At 34.9% G+C, this 17,161-nt stretch carries 15 protein-coding genes; all 15 read left to right on the top strand.

Features of this window, described 5'->3' with window-relative positions; genetic code table 11:
* The 15 genes from ACKF5P_RS09585 to ACKF5P_RS09515 all read left to right on the top strand — a co-directional run bounded on the left by ACKF5P_RS09585 (position 1) and on the right by ACKF5P_RS09515 (position 17,128).
* Complete coding sequence (locus ACKF5P_RS09585; RefSeq protein WP_408954980.1) at positions 1 to 1,860, top strand: ATP-binding cassette domain-containing protein; 1,860 nt, start codon at positions 1 to 3, stop codon at positions 1,858 to 1,860.
* Between the two features lie 47 nt (positions 1,861 to 1,907).
* Complete coding sequence (gene ytaF / locus ACKF5P_RS09580) at positions 1,908 to 2,567, top strand: sporulation membrane protein YtaF (protein ID WP_408956653.1); 660 nt, start codon at positions 1,908 to 1,910, stop codon at positions 2,565 to 2,567.
* 21 nt (positions 2,568 to 2,588) lie between these two features.
* On the top strand, positions 2,589 to 3,182 hold the full coding sequence (gene coaE / locus ACKF5P_RS09575; RefSeq protein ID WP_408954979.1) for a dephospho-CoA kinase: 594 nt from the start codon (positions 2,589 to 2,591) through the stop codon (positions 3,180 to 3,182).
* 68 nt (positions 3,183 to 3,250) lie between these two features.
* A complete protein-coding gene (locus tag ACKF5P_RS09570) occupies positions 3,251 to 3,808 on the top strand; it encodes a lytic transglycosylase domain-containing protein (RefSeq protein ID WP_408954978.1) in 558 nt (185 codons plus the stop codon).
* A gap of 656 nt (positions 3,809 to 4,464) precedes the next feature.
* Complete coding sequence (locus ACKF5P_RS09565; RefSeq protein ID WP_408954977.1) at positions 4,465 to 5,388, top strand: ABC transporter permease; 924 nt, start codon at positions 4,465 to 4,467, stop codon at positions 5,386 to 5,388.
* 52 nt (positions 5,389 to 5,440) lie between these two features.
* A complete protein-coding gene (locus ACKF5P_RS09560) occupies positions 5,441 to 6,358 on the top strand; it encodes an ABC transporter permease (protein WP_408954976.1) in 918 nt (305 codons plus the stop codon).
* Between the two features lie 14 nt (positions 6,359 to 6,372).
* Entirely contained in the window at positions 6,373 to 7,362 is a 990-nt protein-coding gene (locus tag ACKF5P_RS09555; protein ID WP_408954975.1) for an ABC transporter ATP-binding protein, read from the top strand.
* 12 nt (positions 7,363 to 7,374) lie between these two features.
* Positions 7,375 to 8,343 carry an ABC transporter ATP-binding protein gene (locus ACKF5P_RS09550; RefSeq protein ID WP_408954974.1) on the top strand — a complete coding sequence of 323 codons (969 nt, stop codon included), beginning with the start codon at positions 7,375 to 7,377 and terminating at the stop codon, positions 8,341 to 8,343.
* A gap of 74 nt (positions 8,344 to 8,417) precedes the next feature.
* Entirely contained in the window at positions 8,418 to 10,058 is a 1,641-nt protein-coding gene (locus ACKF5P_RS09545; RefSeq protein WP_408954973.1) for an ABC transporter substrate-binding protein, read from the top strand.
* 451 nt (positions 10,059 to 10,509) lie between these two features.
* Positions 10,510 to 11,472: a TAXI family TRAP transporter solute-binding subunit gene (locus tag ACKF5P_RS09540; protein ID WP_408954972.1), complete on the top strand. Its 963-nt coding sequence runs from the start codon at positions 10,510 to 10,512 to the stop codon at positions 11,470 to 11,472.
* A gap of 58 nt (positions 11,473 to 11,530) precedes the next feature.
* Positions 11,531 to 12,049: a DUF1850 domain-containing protein gene (locus tag ACKF5P_RS09535; RefSeq protein ID WP_408954971.1), complete on the top strand. Its 519-nt coding sequence runs from the start codon at positions 11,531 to 11,533 to the stop codon at positions 12,047 to 12,049.
* A complete protein-coding gene (locus ACKF5P_RS09530; RefSeq protein WP_408954970.1) occupies positions 12,025 to 13,971 on the top strand; it encodes a TRAP transporter permease in 1,947 nt (648 codons plus the stop codon). Before ACKF5P_RS09535 ends, ACKF5P_RS09530 begins: the two co-directional genes overlap by 25 nt.
* A 482-nt stretch (positions 13,972 to 14,453) precedes the next feature.
* Positions 14,454 to 15,050, top strand: a complete 597-nt coding sequence (locus tag ACKF5P_RS09525; RefSeq protein ID WP_408954969.1) for an anthranilate synthase component II — start codon at positions 14,454 to 14,456, stop codon at positions 15,048 to 15,050.
* Positions 15,034 to 16,383: an aminodeoxychorismate synthase component I gene (gene pabB, locus ACKF5P_RS09520; RefSeq protein WP_408954968.1), complete on the top strand. Its 1,350-nt coding sequence runs from the start codon at positions 15,034 to 15,036 to the stop codon at positions 16,381 to 16,383. Before ACKF5P_RS09525 ends, pabB begins: the two co-directional genes overlap by 17 nt.
* Positions 16,373 to 17,128: an aminotransferase class IV gene (locus ACKF5P_RS09515; RefSeq protein WP_408954967.1), complete on the top strand. Its 756-nt coding sequence runs from the start codon at positions 16,373 to 16,375 to the stop codon at positions 17,126 to 17,128. The genes pabB and ACKF5P_RS09515 overlap by 11 nt, the downstream gene beginning before the upstream one ends.
* Positions 17,129 to 17,161: the final 33 nt, after the last annotated feature.

The following is a 17,161-nucleotide window of genomic DNA, read 5'->3' as shown; positions in this document are numbered from 1 at the left end:
ATGGCATTATTACAGTTAAAGCAAGCAACCAAGGTTTATCCAGAAAAATTAATATTTCAAGATGTTTCGTTACAGATTCAAAAACGGGATAGAGTTGGGTTGATTGGGGCCAATGGAACTGGGAAGTCGACTTTAATGAAGGTATTGACTGGGCAGGAATCTTTGGATCAAGGGGAGATTCTGGTTGCTAATGATTTAGAGGTCGGTTATTTGGCCCAAAATTTTGGGCTCAATTTGGGTAATAAGTTATATGATGAATTATTAGGAGTTTATCAGGAACTATTTGAGTTAGAAGAGAAATTAAATCAACTAGAAGTTAAGATGAGCCAAGTAGAAGGATCCGTTCTAGAGCAGGTGATGAATAAGTATAGTCGCTTGCGAGAAGAGTATGAAAGGAAGGAAGGTTATCAATACCAAAGCCAGATCAAAGGAGTCTTACGTGGTTTGGGGTTTGCTGAAAGTGATTGGTCAAGGAGGATAGATTCTTTTAGTGGTGGAGAAAAGACAAGGGCGGCGTTAGCCAAACTTTTGTTACAACAACCTGAGTTATTACTATTAGACGAGCCTACAAATCATCTTGACTTAGAAGCTAAGGAATGGTTGGAGGATTATTTACAAGAATATGAGGGAGCAGTTGTAGTGATAGCCCATGATCGATACTTTTTAGATCAAGTTGTTAATCGAATCTGGGAGTTGGAAGCAGGCAGGTTGGAGCAATATAGGGGCAATTACTCCTTTTATTTGGAAGAAAAACCAAGAAGGCTATTGACTTGGGAGAGAGAATATAAACAACAACAAAAGAAGATAAAAAAGATGGAAGCTTATATTCGTAAAAATAAGGCTGGAGTCGATGCTAAACAAGCTCGAGGCAGGCAAAAGCAGTTGGATAGGATGGTTAAGATTCCTCCCCCTCCTACATTAGATAAACCAAAGATTGATTTTAAGCTGAAGACTAATAGTGGAGAAGAGGTCTTAAGGGTAGAAGGGTTGAAGAAATCGTTTGAGAATGAAAAGCTCTTTGAAAAGATTGATTTTAAGATTTATCGTGGTGAAAAGATTGCTTTAGTCGGGCCAAATGGTAGTGGTAAATCGACTCTTTTTCGGTTATTATTAGCAGATATTAAACCAGATAAAGGTCAAACTAGGTGGGGTAGTAAGGTCAAAGTTGGTTATTATCAACAAGAGCATGAAGATTTGAGCTTAGAGAATAATCTTATTGAGGAGTTACAAAAGGTTAAAGGAGTAACTACCAGCCAAGCTCGTAAGGTGTTGGCCCGTTTTTTGTTCAAGGAAGAGGATGTATTTAAAACAGTAGAGATGCTAAGTGGAGGGGAAAAAGCAAGACTATCCTTGGCTAAGTTATCTATTCAGGATTTTAATCTACTATTATTAGATGAACCGACCAACCATTTAGATATTGATGCCAAGGAGTTATTAGAGGAGGCATTGGCTGATTATCCTGGGACTATTTTAGTTATTTCTCATGACCGTTATTTTTTAGATCGATTAGTTAATAAAATATTCTCTCTTAAAGATGGTAAACTAACTGAATATATAGGTACTTATTCAGATTATAGAGAAGAGTTAAAAAGAGAGGAGTTTCGAGAGCGGGAGCTTCAAAAAGAAATAAGAGAAGAAAAAGAGATAAAAAGGTCTACTAATAAACAAAATGAGGTTAATGTAGAGAAATTAGAAGAAAAGATAGTAGAGCTAGAAGAGCGAGTTGAAGAATTAGAAACTAAGCTGGGTTCTGAAGATATTTATGCTGATCCCAAAAAAGTAGCAGATTTAACTGAGGAATATGAAGAGGTTCAAAAAGAATTAGAAAAGCATTATCATCGTTGGGAAGAGGTTATTTAATCACGGCTTATCCCCCTTTGGCATATATATAAAAGAAAAAAGGGGGGATAACTATTAATTTAATTGCTGCTTTTATCTTGGCGTTTGCAGTCAGTTTAGATGGTTTTACAGTAGGGGTTACTTATGGTCTAAAAGGTATCAAGATTGATATATTACCATTATTAATTATCAGTATTGCTTCTGGATTTACAATGATGATTGCAATGAGTATAGGAAATGTATTGACTTCATTTATTTCTCCAGTTTGGGCTGAGAGAGTTGGAGGGTTAATCTTAATTGTAATTGGGATCTGGTTATTCTATCAATCACTACATATTTTACTAGCAGACAGTAGCGATGAAATTGAGGGGGCTGAATTAGATTTTAAAGAATTATTGAGTATCAGGATCAGCTCTTTAGGACTAATTGTAAACATTTTACAGGAGCCAGTTAAGGCTGACTTTGACTATTCAGGAGCTATTAGTAGAAAAGAGGCTGTTTTCTTAGGAGTTGCATTGGCTATGGATGCTTTTGGTGGTGGTATTGGAGCTGGATTAGCTGGCTACCAACCATTATTCACCTCAGTTTCTACTTTTATCTGTAAGTTCTTCTTGTTATTACTAGGGATTCATCTGGGTAAGAATATAAACTTAAGTAGATTTGGTAATAAGGTTAAGTTATTACCAGGATTAATCTTGATCTTACTAGGATTGATTCAATTATTGTAAGTAGATAAAGGAGGAGTTAAGTTGAAAATTGGTTTAACGGGTGGGATTGCTAGTGGCAAGAGTACGGTTGCGAATTATTTAAAGGAATTAGGGGCGATAGTACTAGATGCTGATAAGATTGCTCATAGATTGATGGAGCCTCAACAAGAGGTTTGGCAGAGAGTTGTTAAATATTTTGGAGAAGATATTTTATTACCTAATAATCAAATTAACCGTGATAAATTAGGAGAGATTATCTTTAATGATTCTAATGCTAAAGAGAAATTAGATCAACTGACCCATCCGATTATTATTAGGGAGATAAAGGAGCGGTTAAAGAAGTTAGAACAGAAAAATGAAATAGTTATAGTTGAAGTCCCTTTGTTAATTGAAGCAGGAATGATAGATTTATTTGAACAAGTTTGGTTGGTCTATGTTCCCAAACAGGTTCAAGTTGAAAGATTAATGGCTAGAAATGATTTTGATTATCAAGCTGCAGTGGCTAGGGTTGAGTCTCAAATGCCACTTGCTGAAAAGAAAGCTTATGCAGATATAATTATTGATAATAATGTCACTAAAAAAGAATTAAAAAAAGAATTAAGGCAGCTGTGGAATAAGGTCAAACCTAATAATTAATATTATTATGTTCCAGGCAATAATATTTTAAAGGAATTACCTTAATTGTAAGAATTGGAGTGTTGATTATGAAAATTGAATTTAAAAAGATAGCATGGCTATTAATCTTTCTATTGCTGAGCAGCTTTTTATTCATAACACACAAAGATATTTTAAAGTTGGTTTATCCACTTGATTATCAGGAGTTGATATTTTCTGAGGCAAAAAAGTATGATCTAGATCCTTACTTAATTATTTCGGTTATTTATGTAGAGAGTAAATTTAGACCTCAAGCTACTTCTGCTAAAGGTGCTCGTGGATTGATGCAGATTATGCCTCGGACTGGCTTATGGATTGCTGAAAAATTGGATAATCAGCAATTTTCAAATGATGATTTGTATGATCCAGAGCTCAATATTAAATATGGTAGTTGGTATTTAGCAGAGTTGCAACAACAGTTTGATAATAGAACGATGGTAATTGCTGCTTATAATGGGGGCCAAGGGAATGTGAAAAGGTGGTTGTATGAAGAGCAGTGGGATGGGAAATATGAAACAATTAATCAAATTCCATTTGCTGAAACAAGAAAATATGTCAGTAGAGTTGTAAGAACTCATTTAATTTATCGTTATATTTATCGAGATTAATTGAAATAATTTGTGGTCAGATCCATAAAAATATGAAGGTTTACAAAATTTAATGAGTCTCTAAAAAAGCTGGTGCTTTCTAATCAAGCACCAGCTTTTTTCTTTTTATAAAGGTTAGAATATTGAAAGTATGATTCTAAATGGAACCTTTTTGACTGAAAGAAAAAGATTTTTTAGTAAGTTAAGGGATGAACTTGGAGAAATAGCTAATTTATAGACAGGGGATAATTGAATAAATTTGCAAAAGAATTAATAAAAATACAACAATTTGACAAGAAATCAAAAAATATATATAATTATGATATTGCTCGACTAAAGTTCTGGTGAAAGAAATAGATAAAGGTTAAAGGGAGGTGACATAAACTTAAGTAAAAGTTGTTACTCTAATAATTTTTTTGTTTAGTTTATAACTTTATTGATATAAATATAAAAAATTATCGTTGCAATAAACTTTTATATTAAGTTCTATTTCTTTTTTTAATCAACCAGATAAGTTTTTTTTTAATTTAAATTATAAATTTTTAAAGTTAAGTTTTTTTAAAGTTAAGGTTACTTATAATTATTAATTGGACAAGATGATTTTAATGAAGGCTAACTGTAAGTTAATAGTTGACTATTTTAAAATATACTAAATTATTTATAGAAAGGTGGTAGAGATGTTAACATATATTATACGTAAAGGTGCTATGGCGATTCCAATATTGATTGGTATTGCAACGATAACTTTTTTATTAAATTTTGTTTTTGTACCAGGAGATCCAGTTCGAATTGCTATGGGTACTAATGCCGACCCTGATACAATGGAGATGATTAGAGAGGAGATGGGGTTAAATGATCCTCTAATTGTACAATATGGAAGGTTTATCGGAAATGCCGCTAGAGGTGATTTAGGTATTTCATATACCACTAGAAGGCCAGTGATGGATATGATTTTATCTCGCTTACCTGCTACTGCTATGCTAGCAACTAGTGCAATGCTGATAGCGATTATAATGGGAGTAACAGCTGGTATTGTTTCAGCAATTAAACCTTATTCTTTCTGGGATTATGTTTTTATGAGTGGAGCAATGGTTGGAGTTTCAATGCCTGTTTATTGGCTTGGGTTAGTATTGATAGTGATTTTCGCTGTTAATTTCAATCTATTACCAGTAGGAGGTTATGGAAGTTTTAGACATTTAATCTTACCTGCGATAGCTTTAGGGAGTAGACAAGCAGCTTATATTGCTCGTATGACACGTTCAAGTATGCTAGAAATAATAAATAAAGATTATATTAAGACTGCTCGTGCAAAAGGGCTGGCTGAAAAAATAGTCATTATCAAGCATGCTTTGAGAAATGCTATGATACCTGTTATTACGGTAATTGGAACTCAACTTGGCTATTTATTAGGAGGAACAGTTTTGACTGAGGTTACCTTTTCTTGGCCAGGTATAGGACGAATGGCTATAGATGCAGTTTTTAGACGTGACTTTCCTTTGATACAAGGGACAGTACTCTTTTTAGCAGCAGTCTTCATTATAGTTAATTTATTAGTTGATTTAAGTTATGGAGTATTAGACCCACGAATCAGATATGATTAATCTATTAGATGTGATTTTTAAATTTTAAAGAAAGTAAGAAGGAGGGTTACTAGTGAGTGTTGAGCCAGAAATTAAAGAGGGAAATATAGAAGTTGAAGAGGTTGAAACTTACAGTCAGTGGAAGGATGGCTGGAGAAGATTACGAAAAAACAAGATGGCTATGATCGGTTTAGGAATTACCTTAGTTGTTATTTTTGTTGCTATTTTTGCTCCATTGCTTGCTCCACATGATCCTTATTATTCTCCAGTAATGGAGGAGGGACGAGTAGAGTTATCGATGAGTGGGCCAAGTTTATCTTATCCATTGGGGACAGATAGATTGGGGCGGGATATATTAAGTAGAATTATCTATGGAACTAGAATTTCATTAATTGTAGGAGTTATAACCCAGCTTATTGCATTGGTAATTGGAATTACTCTGGGAGCAATAGCAGGATATTATGGAGGGATAATTGATGATATAATCTCTTATTTCATTAACGTGTTTTTAGCTTTTCCATTTTTGTTATTTGCAATTGCTATTATGGCTGCTTTTCAAGATCCAGGTATTGAACAGGTTTTTCTTGCTTTAGGATTGGTAACCTGGCCTGGTTTAGCACGGATAGTAAGAGGAGAAGTTATGTCTTTAAAAGAGGAAGAGTATATTGAAGCCGCAAGGTCATTAGGGGCTAAAGATTTTAGAATTATGACTAAACATGTAATTCCTAACTGTTTAGCACCTATTATTGTTACGGTTACGTTAGGAGTGGCTGGTGCTATTTTAGCTGAAGCTGGATTGAGCTTTTTAGGAATAGGAGCTCAGCCACCGATGCCAAGCTGGGGATTAATGTTGAATGCTGGTAGAGATTATTTAAGAAGTGATCCACGGATGATGTGGTTTCCTGGGTTGGCGATTATGATTACTGTTTTAGGTTTAAACTTATTTGGAGATGGCTTACGTGATGTATTAGATCCAAAGATGAGAGATTAAGGGAGGTGAATTAGATGGGGGATACTATTTTGGAAGTAAATGATTTGCAAACGTACTTTTTTACATCTAAAGGAACGATTAAAGCGGTAGAGGGAGTTAGCTTTAGTATTGAAAAAGGCCAGACATTAGGAGTTGTTGGTGAGTCTGGTTCAGGAAAGAGTGTAACAGCATCATCAATTATGCAGTTGATTCCAAATCCTCCTGGTGAGATTGTTGGTGGAGAAATAAACTTCAAGGGTGAGAACTTACTTGATAAACCTATAAATGAAATTAGAAAGATCAGAGGAAATGAGATTTCAATGATCTTTCAGGAGCCGATGACTTCTTTAAATCCTGTCTATACTGTTGGAGATCAAATTGCTGAGGTGCTTAGATTACACCAAGGTTTAAATAAGGAAGAGGCTTTAGAAAAAGCGGTAGTTATGTTAGAAAAGGTAGGGATTCCCTCTCCTGAGCAGAGAGCTCATGAGCATCCCCATCAATTGAGTGGTGGAATGAGACAGAGAGTAATGATTGCTATTGCTTTAGCTTGTAATCCTGAACTGTTGATTGCTGATGAGCCTACGACTGCCCTAGATGTAACTATTCAAGCTCAAATTTTAGAATTGATGCAGGATTTAAAGGAGGAGTTTGAAACTGCCATTATGTTAATTACTCATGATTTGGGAGTAGTTGCTGAAGTGGCAGATGAGGTTGCAGTTATGTATGGTGGAAGGGTTGTAGAAAAGACCGATGTTAAGACATTATTTAAGAATCCACAGCATCCTTATACTGCTGGATTAATGAACTCAATACCTAGATTAAAGTCAGATGCTAGTCGTTTAGAACCAATTAGAGGAGTTGTACCTGATCCATTCAGTTTTCCAGCAGGTTGTAAGTTTGCTAATCGTTGTGATTATGCAGATGACAAATGCCAGCGGTATGAACCTCAATTAGAAGAGATTAATTCTGGTCATATTGTCCGTTGCTGGAAGCATGATTTATTAGATTTGAGAGCAGAATAGGAGGTGAAGTTGATGGCAGAAGCAATTTTAGAAGTTAAAAATCTAAAGAAACATTTCCCAGTTAAGGGAGGTATTTTCAATAGACAACAAGAAGTAGTTAAAGCAGTAGATGGATTGAACTTTAATGTTAAAAAGGGAGAGACTCTTGGTTTAGTTGGTGAGTCTGGTTGTGGTAAATCGACAACCGGTCGAACCTTATTGAGGTTATTAAATGCCACTGAGGGGCAGGTCTTATTTGAAGGTCAAGATATTCATTCGTTAAATAAAAAAGAGTTACGTAGTCTGCGCAGAGAGATGCAGATGATCTTTCAAGATCCTTATGCTTCTTTAAATCCAAGGATGAAAGTAGAGGATATTATTGGTGAACCGCTAGAGATTCATGGTTTGGCTAAAGGAAGAGAAAAGAAAAGAAGAGTGAAGGAATTACTGGAAAAAGTAGGTTTAGTTCCTGAGTATGTATCTAGATATCCTCATGAGTTCAGTGGAGGGCAAAGACAAAGGATAGGGATTGCTCGAGCTTTGGCTGTTGATCCTAAAGTGATTGTCTGTGATGAGCCTGTTTCAGCACTTGATGTTTCTGTTCAGGCGCAGGTGGTTAATTTAATGAAGGATTTACAGGAAAAGTTAGAGCTGACTTATGTCTTTATAGCTCATGATCTGAGTGTTGTACGTCATATTAGTGATCGAGTGGCTGTGATGTATTTAGGGAGAATGGTTGAGTTGACAGATAAGAATAAATTATATGAAGATCCTAAACACCCTTATACAAAAGCATTGCTATCGGCTATTCCTGTTGCTGATCCTGAGGTGAAAAGGGAGAAGATTATTTTAGAGGGGGATGTACCTAGTCCAATTAATCCTCCTAGTGGCTGTACTTTTCATACTCGGTGTCCATTTGCAAAGGATCTTTGTAAAAGAGAAACCCCAGAGTTTGTAGAAAAAGAAGAGGAACATTTTGTAGCTTGTCATTTAGTTGACTAAGAGGAGATGTTAAATTAATAGTTTAAACTATTAATTTAATAAATATATATAAGTATTTGAGGAGGAGAACTAAAGTGTTTAAAAAATCATTTGGTATTTGTTTGGTATTAGTCTTAGTAGCAACTTTAGTTATTGGCTGTGGAGGAGTAGAAGAAGCAACAGAAGAGGCAGCAGAAGTTACAGAAGATGATAGGTATGGCGGTACTTATTATGCTAGGTTAGGATCTGATGCTCCTACTTTAGATCCAGCGCATTCTACGGATAATGTCTCTTCACGAGTTATTGAAAATATTTTTGACAGATTAGTAGAATTTGAAGGCGATGCAGAGGTTGTTCCTGGCTTAGCTGAAGATTGGGAAATAAGTGAAGATGGATTGACATGGACTTTTTATTTGCGAGAAGGTGTCAAGTTCCACAATGGTAGTGAAGTAACTGCTGATGATGTAGTCTTTACTTTTACTAGGATTTTGGACCCAGCAGTTCAATCAGATCGAGCTAATTATTACGATCGGGTTGAAGGTGCAAGTGAATTTCGAGATGGAGAAATTGATGAAGTACCTGGTTTAATTGCTGTGGATGATTATACAGTACAATTTCAGTTAGAAGAATCATATACTCCACTATTATCTATTTTGGCAGTAGATAGTGCTTCAATTGTACCACAAGATGCAGTAGAAAAATATGGTAATGATGATTTTGCTAATAATCCTGTCGGGTCTGGGCCATTTGAATTTGTAGAATGGCAAAGTGACCATCAAATTGTTCTAGAAAGAAATGATGATTACTATGTAGAAGGGCTTCCTTATTTAGATGAGGTTGTCTTTAGAGTTATTTCTGAGTCTTCTTCAGCATTTGCTGAGTATGAACAGGGCAATATTTATGAACAGATCGATGGTGACCTTCCAGATGGACAGATGGAGCGTATCTTAAATTCAGGAGAATTTGATGAAGAATTAGTTGTTGAACCTCGTTTAGGAACATATTATTTTGGGTTCAATGTCCAAGAGGAACCATTTGATAACCTTAAGGTAAGAAAAGCACTTAATTATGCTATTGATCGAGATACTATTGTTAATGTTATTAGAGCTGGAATTGAAGAGCCTGCTACAGGAATCCTGCCTCCTGGAATGGACGGTTATGATCCAGAATTAGAAGGATATTATGAGCAAGATACTGAAAAAGCTAAGGAGTTATTAGCTGAAGCAGGATATCCGGATGGGTTACCTGGCACTTATGAGCTTGCTTATAATACAGATGATGCAAATCAGAGTGTAGCAGAGGCTTTACAAGCTAACTTACGAAGTATTAATGTTGATGTTGACTTGGTAAATGTAGAGTGGGGAACTTATTTAGAAAAAATTGATGAAGGAGATACTGAAATGTTTAGGTTAGGTTGGGTATCAACTTATCCTGATCCAGATAACTTCTTATATAATAACTTTCATTCTAGTAATATTGGAGCAACTAATGGATCTTGGTATGATGATCCAGAAATAGATGAAATGTTAGAAAAAGGTCGTGGCATGGCACCAGGTTCTGAACGTACAGAATTATATTCAGAAATTAATGAAGCATTGATAAAAGATGCACCGTGGATGCCAATTTACTATTATTCTAATACTGTATTGACTAAGCCGTTTGTGAATGACTTTGAGGTAACTGCTCGAGGAGAAGAACCATTAACGGGCGTTTGGTTACATCCAAGTTATCAATAAGAATAGTTTTGAAGCGATTGATACTTAAGTATCAATCGCTTCTTTATGTTTACTAAGAGCACAAAAAATTGACATACAAATAGATTTTTTTGTACAGCGATACTATAATTGTATTATATTAGAAAGTGATGTTATATTTAAAAAAAGATTTATTACTTTTCTAAAAACAACCATGAATAACTAACGCTAACTTGACATAGAATTGTAAAAAGATTATAATAGACATATATTATTTAAGTTAATTAGGGCTAAATAGAAATAGTAGCAATTTTAGTAATATTAATTAGAGGATTTGTAATAAAGTAAAGCTATTAGGAATTAATTAATAGAAAGGAGAAATTATGAAGCATCAATTGATAGAGATGCATTAGGAAGGGTATTTAAGTTATGATTTGTTTTTTAAAAAGGTAAATTTAATTGAACTGGGTAAAGAAGAAGGGAGTAGTAAAAAATGTTTAAAAGTAAAAAAGCAATTTTATGTGTAGTTACATTATTAGTTTTAACAATAGGCTTAGTGGGGTGTGGCTCAGAGGAGGCAGTTCAGACTGAATATTTTTCAATTGGTACTGGTGGAACAGCAGGTGTCTATTATCCGCTTGGTGGAGCTATGGCAAATTTGATTGACGAAGAGGTTGCTAACCTAAGTGTTTCTGCCCAATCAACAGGAGCTTCTGTTGAAAATGTTAGATTGATTAGTAATCAAGAAGTTGAAATAGCGATTATTCAAAATGATATAGCAAGTTATGCTTACGATGGAGTACAGCAATTTGATGAGCCGGTAGAAAATTTGAGAGGGGTTGCAACTTTATATCCTGAAGTTATTCAGATTGTAGTTAGGGAAGATGCAGGAATAGAAGAAATTTCTGATTTGAAAGGTAAAAGAGTAGCAGTAGGTTCTCCTGGTAGTGGAGTAGAAGCAAATGCTAGTCAAATTTTAAATACATTTGGAATTACATATGATGATTTAGATGAAGATTATTTATCATTTGCTGAAGCAGCTGGTAGATTGTCTGATAGACAGATTGATGCTGCATTCTTAACAGCTGGTCTTCCAACAGCAGCAGTAATGGATGTTGCTGCAACGCAGGATATTGATTTATTGAACTTTAGTCAAGAGCAGATAGATGAATTAAATTCTAAGTATCCTTATTTGACTGGGGTTGAAGCTCCGGCTAATGTTTATCGAGGTCAAGATTCTAAAGTAAGTACAGTTGCTTTACAGGCAACATTGATTGTCCAAGAAGATTTGCCAGAGGATTTAGTTTATGAGATTACTGAGGCTATATTTGAGAATCGAGACAGATTAATCAGTGCTCATGATAGAGCAGAAGAGATTACTGTTGATACAGCTCAAGCTGGAATGACCATACCTCTTCACCCAGGAGCAGAAAGATATTTTAATGAAGTAGAATAAATTCTAGATAGTGAGGTGAGGAATCCGGGCATTGATTTTAATGTCCGGATATCATTTTATGGGCTTTTTTTCTAAGAAAGCACTTGTGATATTATTAGCTATTATAATCCTATTCAGTTTGTTTTTATTAGAAGATGAATTATTAGTAATTAAAGATGGAACAGGAGATATTAGATGGGAAGTTGCTAGCCAAGATGGATTGGAATTTGCAATTGGATATCTACATTCAGTAGCTAAAACGCCCGTTTGGGAGTTTTTTCAAGTTAAGGAGGGGCAGTTATATCTAATAGGGACTGAATACCAATCTTATGGAGCTGGCTTGCCTTTTTCAGATAAAGATAATTATAGTATTCGAGATGATAAATTTAAAATTAAGGGGATTGACAAGAAGTTAGAGTGTATTTCACTGCTAATTGGAAATAAAACTGAACATAAATTTTTGATTGAGAATAAGGAATATGAACTATATAAAGTAGTAGAACCAATGAAAAGAGTCAAAATAGATCTTATAACTGATAAAAAAATTAGAGTTTGGAAGAGGGAGGTAGTAAGATGGATGACAAGCCAATCAATGTAGAAGCGAAGGTAGATGAAGATTTATTAGAAGAAGTTGGTGTCATAGGTGAGTTGAAAGAATATAAGGGAATTATGGCAAGTTTTGTGACGGTGCTTGCAGTTATGATGTCATTATTTCATCTTTATACAGCAGGATTTGGGGTTTTATTAGCTTTGAATCAGCGAGCAGTTCATTTAGGTTTTGTTTTAGTCTTGATCTTTTTAATTTATCCAATTCATAACCAGTTGACTAATAATAAGGTGTTAAGGAAGTTTGATTATCTATTAGCTATTTTAGGAGTTATTGTCAGTGGTTATCTAGTTGTTAATTATCAAGAATTAGTTAGCAGAGCAGGAGTGTTTACTACATTAGATAGAGTAATGGCAGTAATTGCAATTGTTTTAGTTTTAGAAGCAACAAGGCGGGCTATTGGTTGGGAATTGCCTGCAATTTCTGTATTATTTCTGCTATATGCTTATTTTGGCCCACAGATACCAGGGATGTTAGGACATAGAGGTTATTCTTTTACCAGAATTGCTAGCCATATGTACTTTACAACTGAGGGTATTTTTGGTATTCCATTGGGAGTTTCAGCAACCTATGTATTTTTATTTTTATTGTTAGGTGCTTTTGCTAAAAGAACAGGGTTGGGTGATTTATTTATTGATTTGGCAATGGCCTTGACAGGTAGAACGACTGGTGGGCCAGCTAAAGCAGCAATAATCTCTAGTGGGTTTATGGGTTCAATTTCAGGAAGTTCTGTTGCTAATACAGTAACAACTGGTTCTTTTACAATTCCTTTAATGCAGAAGGTAGGTTATAAAGGTTACTTTGCAGCGGGAGTAGAGGCAGCTGCTTCTACTGGTGGACAGATAATGCCACCAATCATGGGAGCTGCAGCTTTTATTATGTCTGAATTTATTGGAGTGCCTTACATGAAGATAGCAAGAGCAGCTATTTTACCAGCTTTATTATATTATTTGGCAGTTGGTTTTATGGTTCATTTTGAAGCTAAGCGATTAGGGTTAAGCGGAATGAGTAAAGAGAAAGTTCCTAAGGTTATTGAAGTTTTGAAGACAAAGGGCCAAATGATAATTCCTTTAGTAGCTATTTTTTATTATTTATTTAGTGGATATACTCCTTTAAGAGCTTCTTTTGTCGGGATTGTTTTATCCTTTGTATTATGTTATTTACGAAAAGAGACAAGAATGAGTTGGCAGGATATAGTTGATACTTTAGAAGAAGGTGCCAAATCAGCTTTAGGTGTAGCAGCTGCTTGTGCTTGTGTTGGTTTTATAGTAGGGGTAACTACCTTGACTGGATTAGGTCTTAGATTTGCTAACTTAATCATCTCTTTAGCTCAGGGGAACTTATTTTTAGCTTTATTTTATACGATGATTGCTTGTACTATCTTAGGTAAAGGATTACCTACAACAGCTACTTATATCGTTTTAGCTTCAATGGCAGCTCCGGCTTTAGTAGAGTTAGGTGTTCCAGTCTTAGCTGCACACTTATTTGTATTGTACTTCGGGGTAGTAGCAGATTTGACGCCACCAGCTGCATTAGCAGCTTATGCTGGAGCAGGAATTGCAGGTTCTGATCCTTTTAAAACGGGAATTATGGCGATTAAATTAGCAATTGCTGGTTTTGTAGTTCCGTTTGTCTTTGTCTATTCACCAGCGATGTTATTACTTGAGACTAATACCTTAGAAGTTGTTTTGATTATAACCACCTCTATTATAAGCGTTTTAGCTTTAGCAGGAGGAATACTAGGTTATTTAAAGCGAGAAGCTAGTATGGTAGAACGATTCCTTTTATTAGTCGGTGCGCTAGCTTTATTAACGCCTTATTTATTAGCGGATTTTGTTGGTTTAGTTATTTTAGTTGTGGTGTGGTTTATGCAAAGTAAGCCATTACAGCAAGCAGTTGAGAGTGAAGTATAAGGAATATTGTGGCACTTAAAGTGCCACTCTATATCAATAGATCAATAATTTAGGATTTTCAATAAGGAAAGGTTTTGAATTGGATCTTCTCTAACCCCAATCAAATGGGGTTTTTTATGTAGCTGAATAATTTTTTATTTGCTTGTTCGATTATTTGAGCATTAGATGGGTAGCCAGCTTGATAATATCTATTATTAATTCCAAACATTAATATCTGAATATTTAGAAAAATTGCCAAACTGAGATTGGTTTGATATAATAAGTGATGTTAAAAAATAGTGTAAGTATCTGTGTGAGTCAAAAACTTGCAAGTTTAAAGACTCTCGAGGTAGTTTTAAAGAACTTTTTTGTAGTTGCTATATTTACTTAAAATTATTGTAAAGATAATTTTTCTACTGATATTAGAAATCAATAAAAAGTAAGTCTATACACATAATAATGATTTTATATGTTGAAAATAAGTCGGGATAGGGGGACTCCCATTGATTCTAATGATAGATAATTATGACTCATTTACGTATAATTTAGTCCAATATTTACAAGAATTAGAAGAGAAGCTAGTAGTTAAACGGAATGATAAGATTACGATTAAGGAGATAGAAGAGTTAGATCCAGAGTTGATAGTTATTTCGCCTGGCCCTTGTACTCCCTTAGAAGCAGGAATTTCAAGAAAGGTAGTGAGTCATTTTAAAGGGGAGAAACCTATTTTAGGAATCTGTTTAGGGCATCAAGTTATTGCTTATGTCTTTGGAGGTAAGGTAGTTAAAGCATTGAAGCCTGTTCATGGTAAGGTGCATGCTATTGAACATCAAAACAAAGGTGTCTTCAAAGGTCTTAACAACCCTTTAAAGGTAACAAGGTATCACTCTCTGATTGTAGAAAGGGATAGTTTACCAGAAGAATTGGAGGTTACAGCCGAGACTGAGCAAGGAGAGATTATGGGAATTAAACATCGAGATTATCTGTTAGAAGGAGTTCAATTTCATCCTGAAGCAATTTTGACAGAGCAGGGACATAATTTACTAAAGAACTTTATTATTGAAGCAAAAGGGGCAAGTAGCAATGATCACAGAAGTTAGGACAGACCTAGATGTATTCGAATTATATACATTATTTAAAAATGATGACCATAGTTTTATTCTTGATAGTTCATTACATGAAAATAGATTAGGGAGATATTCTTTTATAAGTGCTAATCCATTTAAGATCTTAAAGTATAAGGATAGCGATTTAAACCCATTAGACGAATTAAGAGAGGAACTAGCTAACTATGAAGTTAAAAATGAGACTCATCTTCCATTTGTTGGAGGAGCAGTAGGTTATTTATCCTACGATCTATGCCATTATATAGAGAGTTTGCCACGGACAGCGTTAGATGATGTCAAGATACCTGATCTCTACTTTGGATTATATGATTGGGTAATAGTTGTTGATCATTTAGAGGATAAGACTTACCTAGCTACCCCAGATCTTGATCCAGCCAAAGAAGAGAAATTAATGACAGAGGTGCTGAGGCGAATTGAAGTAGGGGAGCAAGAAGGAATACCAGCTATTTGTTATCAACAGTCGGATTACCCTGAGGTTAAAATAGAGTCTAACTTTGCAAGAGATGATTATTTAGAAGCAATTGAACAAGTTAGGGACTATATTATGGCTGGTGATATCTACCAAGCCAATTTGACGCAGAGATTTAGAGGTCAAGTGGAGATGTCAAGTTATGAATTATATCGAGATTTAAGAAGGATCAGTCCAGCCCCATTTGGATCTTTTTTAAATTTTGCTGAGGTAGATATTCTTTCTAATTCGCCTGAGCGATTTATTAAGGTTGAAGATCGGGTAGTGGAAACAAGACCGATTAAAGGGACTAGGCCTCGTGGTGAGACTCCTGAGGAAGATTTGAGACTTAAAGAAGAGTTATATAATAGTGAAAAGGATCGGGCTGAGTTATTAATGATCGTTGATTTAGAAAGAAATGATCTAGGGAGGGTTTCTAAGACAGGAACGGTTAAAGTTCCTGAGCTGTTTGAGTTAGAAGAGTATGCTAATGTACATCATTTAGTAGCTACAGTAGAAGGAGAGTTGAAAGAAGAGAATGATTTAATTGATCTGATTGAAGCAACCTTTCCAGGCGGTTCGATTACGGGTGCACCTAAGATTAGATCAATGGAGATTATAGATGAGTTAGAACCAACACAAAGAAATGTTTATACAGGTTCGATAGGTTATTTTGGATTTGATGGTAATCTCGATTTAAATATAGCAATTAGAACTATTGTTAAGAAGGCTGATGATATCTATTTCCAAGTTGGTGGTGGAATAACTTGGGATTCTAATCCAAAAGAGGAATATGATGAAACACTTGATAAAGCTAAGTCGATAATGGCTGCTGTGAGGGGATATTATGAAGGATAAGCTCTCCTTTAGCAGTGAGCTGGCTAGGTTCGGTGTGGGATTATTTGAAACGATGAAGGTGATTGATGGTAGAGTTATATTTTTAGAAGAGCATTTAGATAGGCTGTATGATGGAGTTGTTGATTTGGAAATTTCGTTTGAGATTAGTAAGCAAGATTTAGAGCAAGAGATATTGGATTATGTAGAAGGGATGGAAGATAAGGCATTGCGGATTACAGTCTGTGATGAGGGGTATAATTTTTCTACGCGTGAGATTCCTTATCAAAAAGATGATTATCAGCGGGGTTATAGATTGATGTTGGCCCCACTTAAGAGAGGGCAGAGTACTTTATATCAGTACAAAACAACCAATTACTTTGCCAGTCTCTATTCTAAACGAGCAGCATTGAAGCAAGGATATGATGAAGCATTATTCGTTAATTTAGATGATTTTGTACTAGAAGGTTCGATGACTAATCTCTTCTTTATTAAAGGAGACAAAGTAGTAACTCCTAGGAGTGATTTGGGTTTGTTACCAGGGATAATTAGAAGTAAAGTAATTGAGCTAGTTAAGGAATTAGGAATTGAATTTGAGTTAGCTAGGATTAAGTTGGATGAATTGGATAAATTCCAGGCTGTATTTGCTACTAATAGTTTGATAGATTTGATTAAGGTTAGAGAGATTCGAGATGTATCGTATGAGGACGATAACCGATTATTTACTCAAATTGATCAGTGTTTTAAGGAAAAGACATATAGTTTTTAATTTGAACTAGACAATATAATTTAAAATTTAGAA

Source organism: Natroniella sp. ANB-PHB2 (genome assembly GCF_046097105.1).
In the GTDB taxonomy this organism is placed as follows: domain Bacteria; phylum Bacillota; class Halanaerobiia; order Halobacteroidales; family Halobacteroidaceae; genus Natroniella.
The sequence above is the reverse complement of the archived record's forward strand: the minus strand, read 5'-3'. Positions and strand labels throughout refer to the sequence as shown.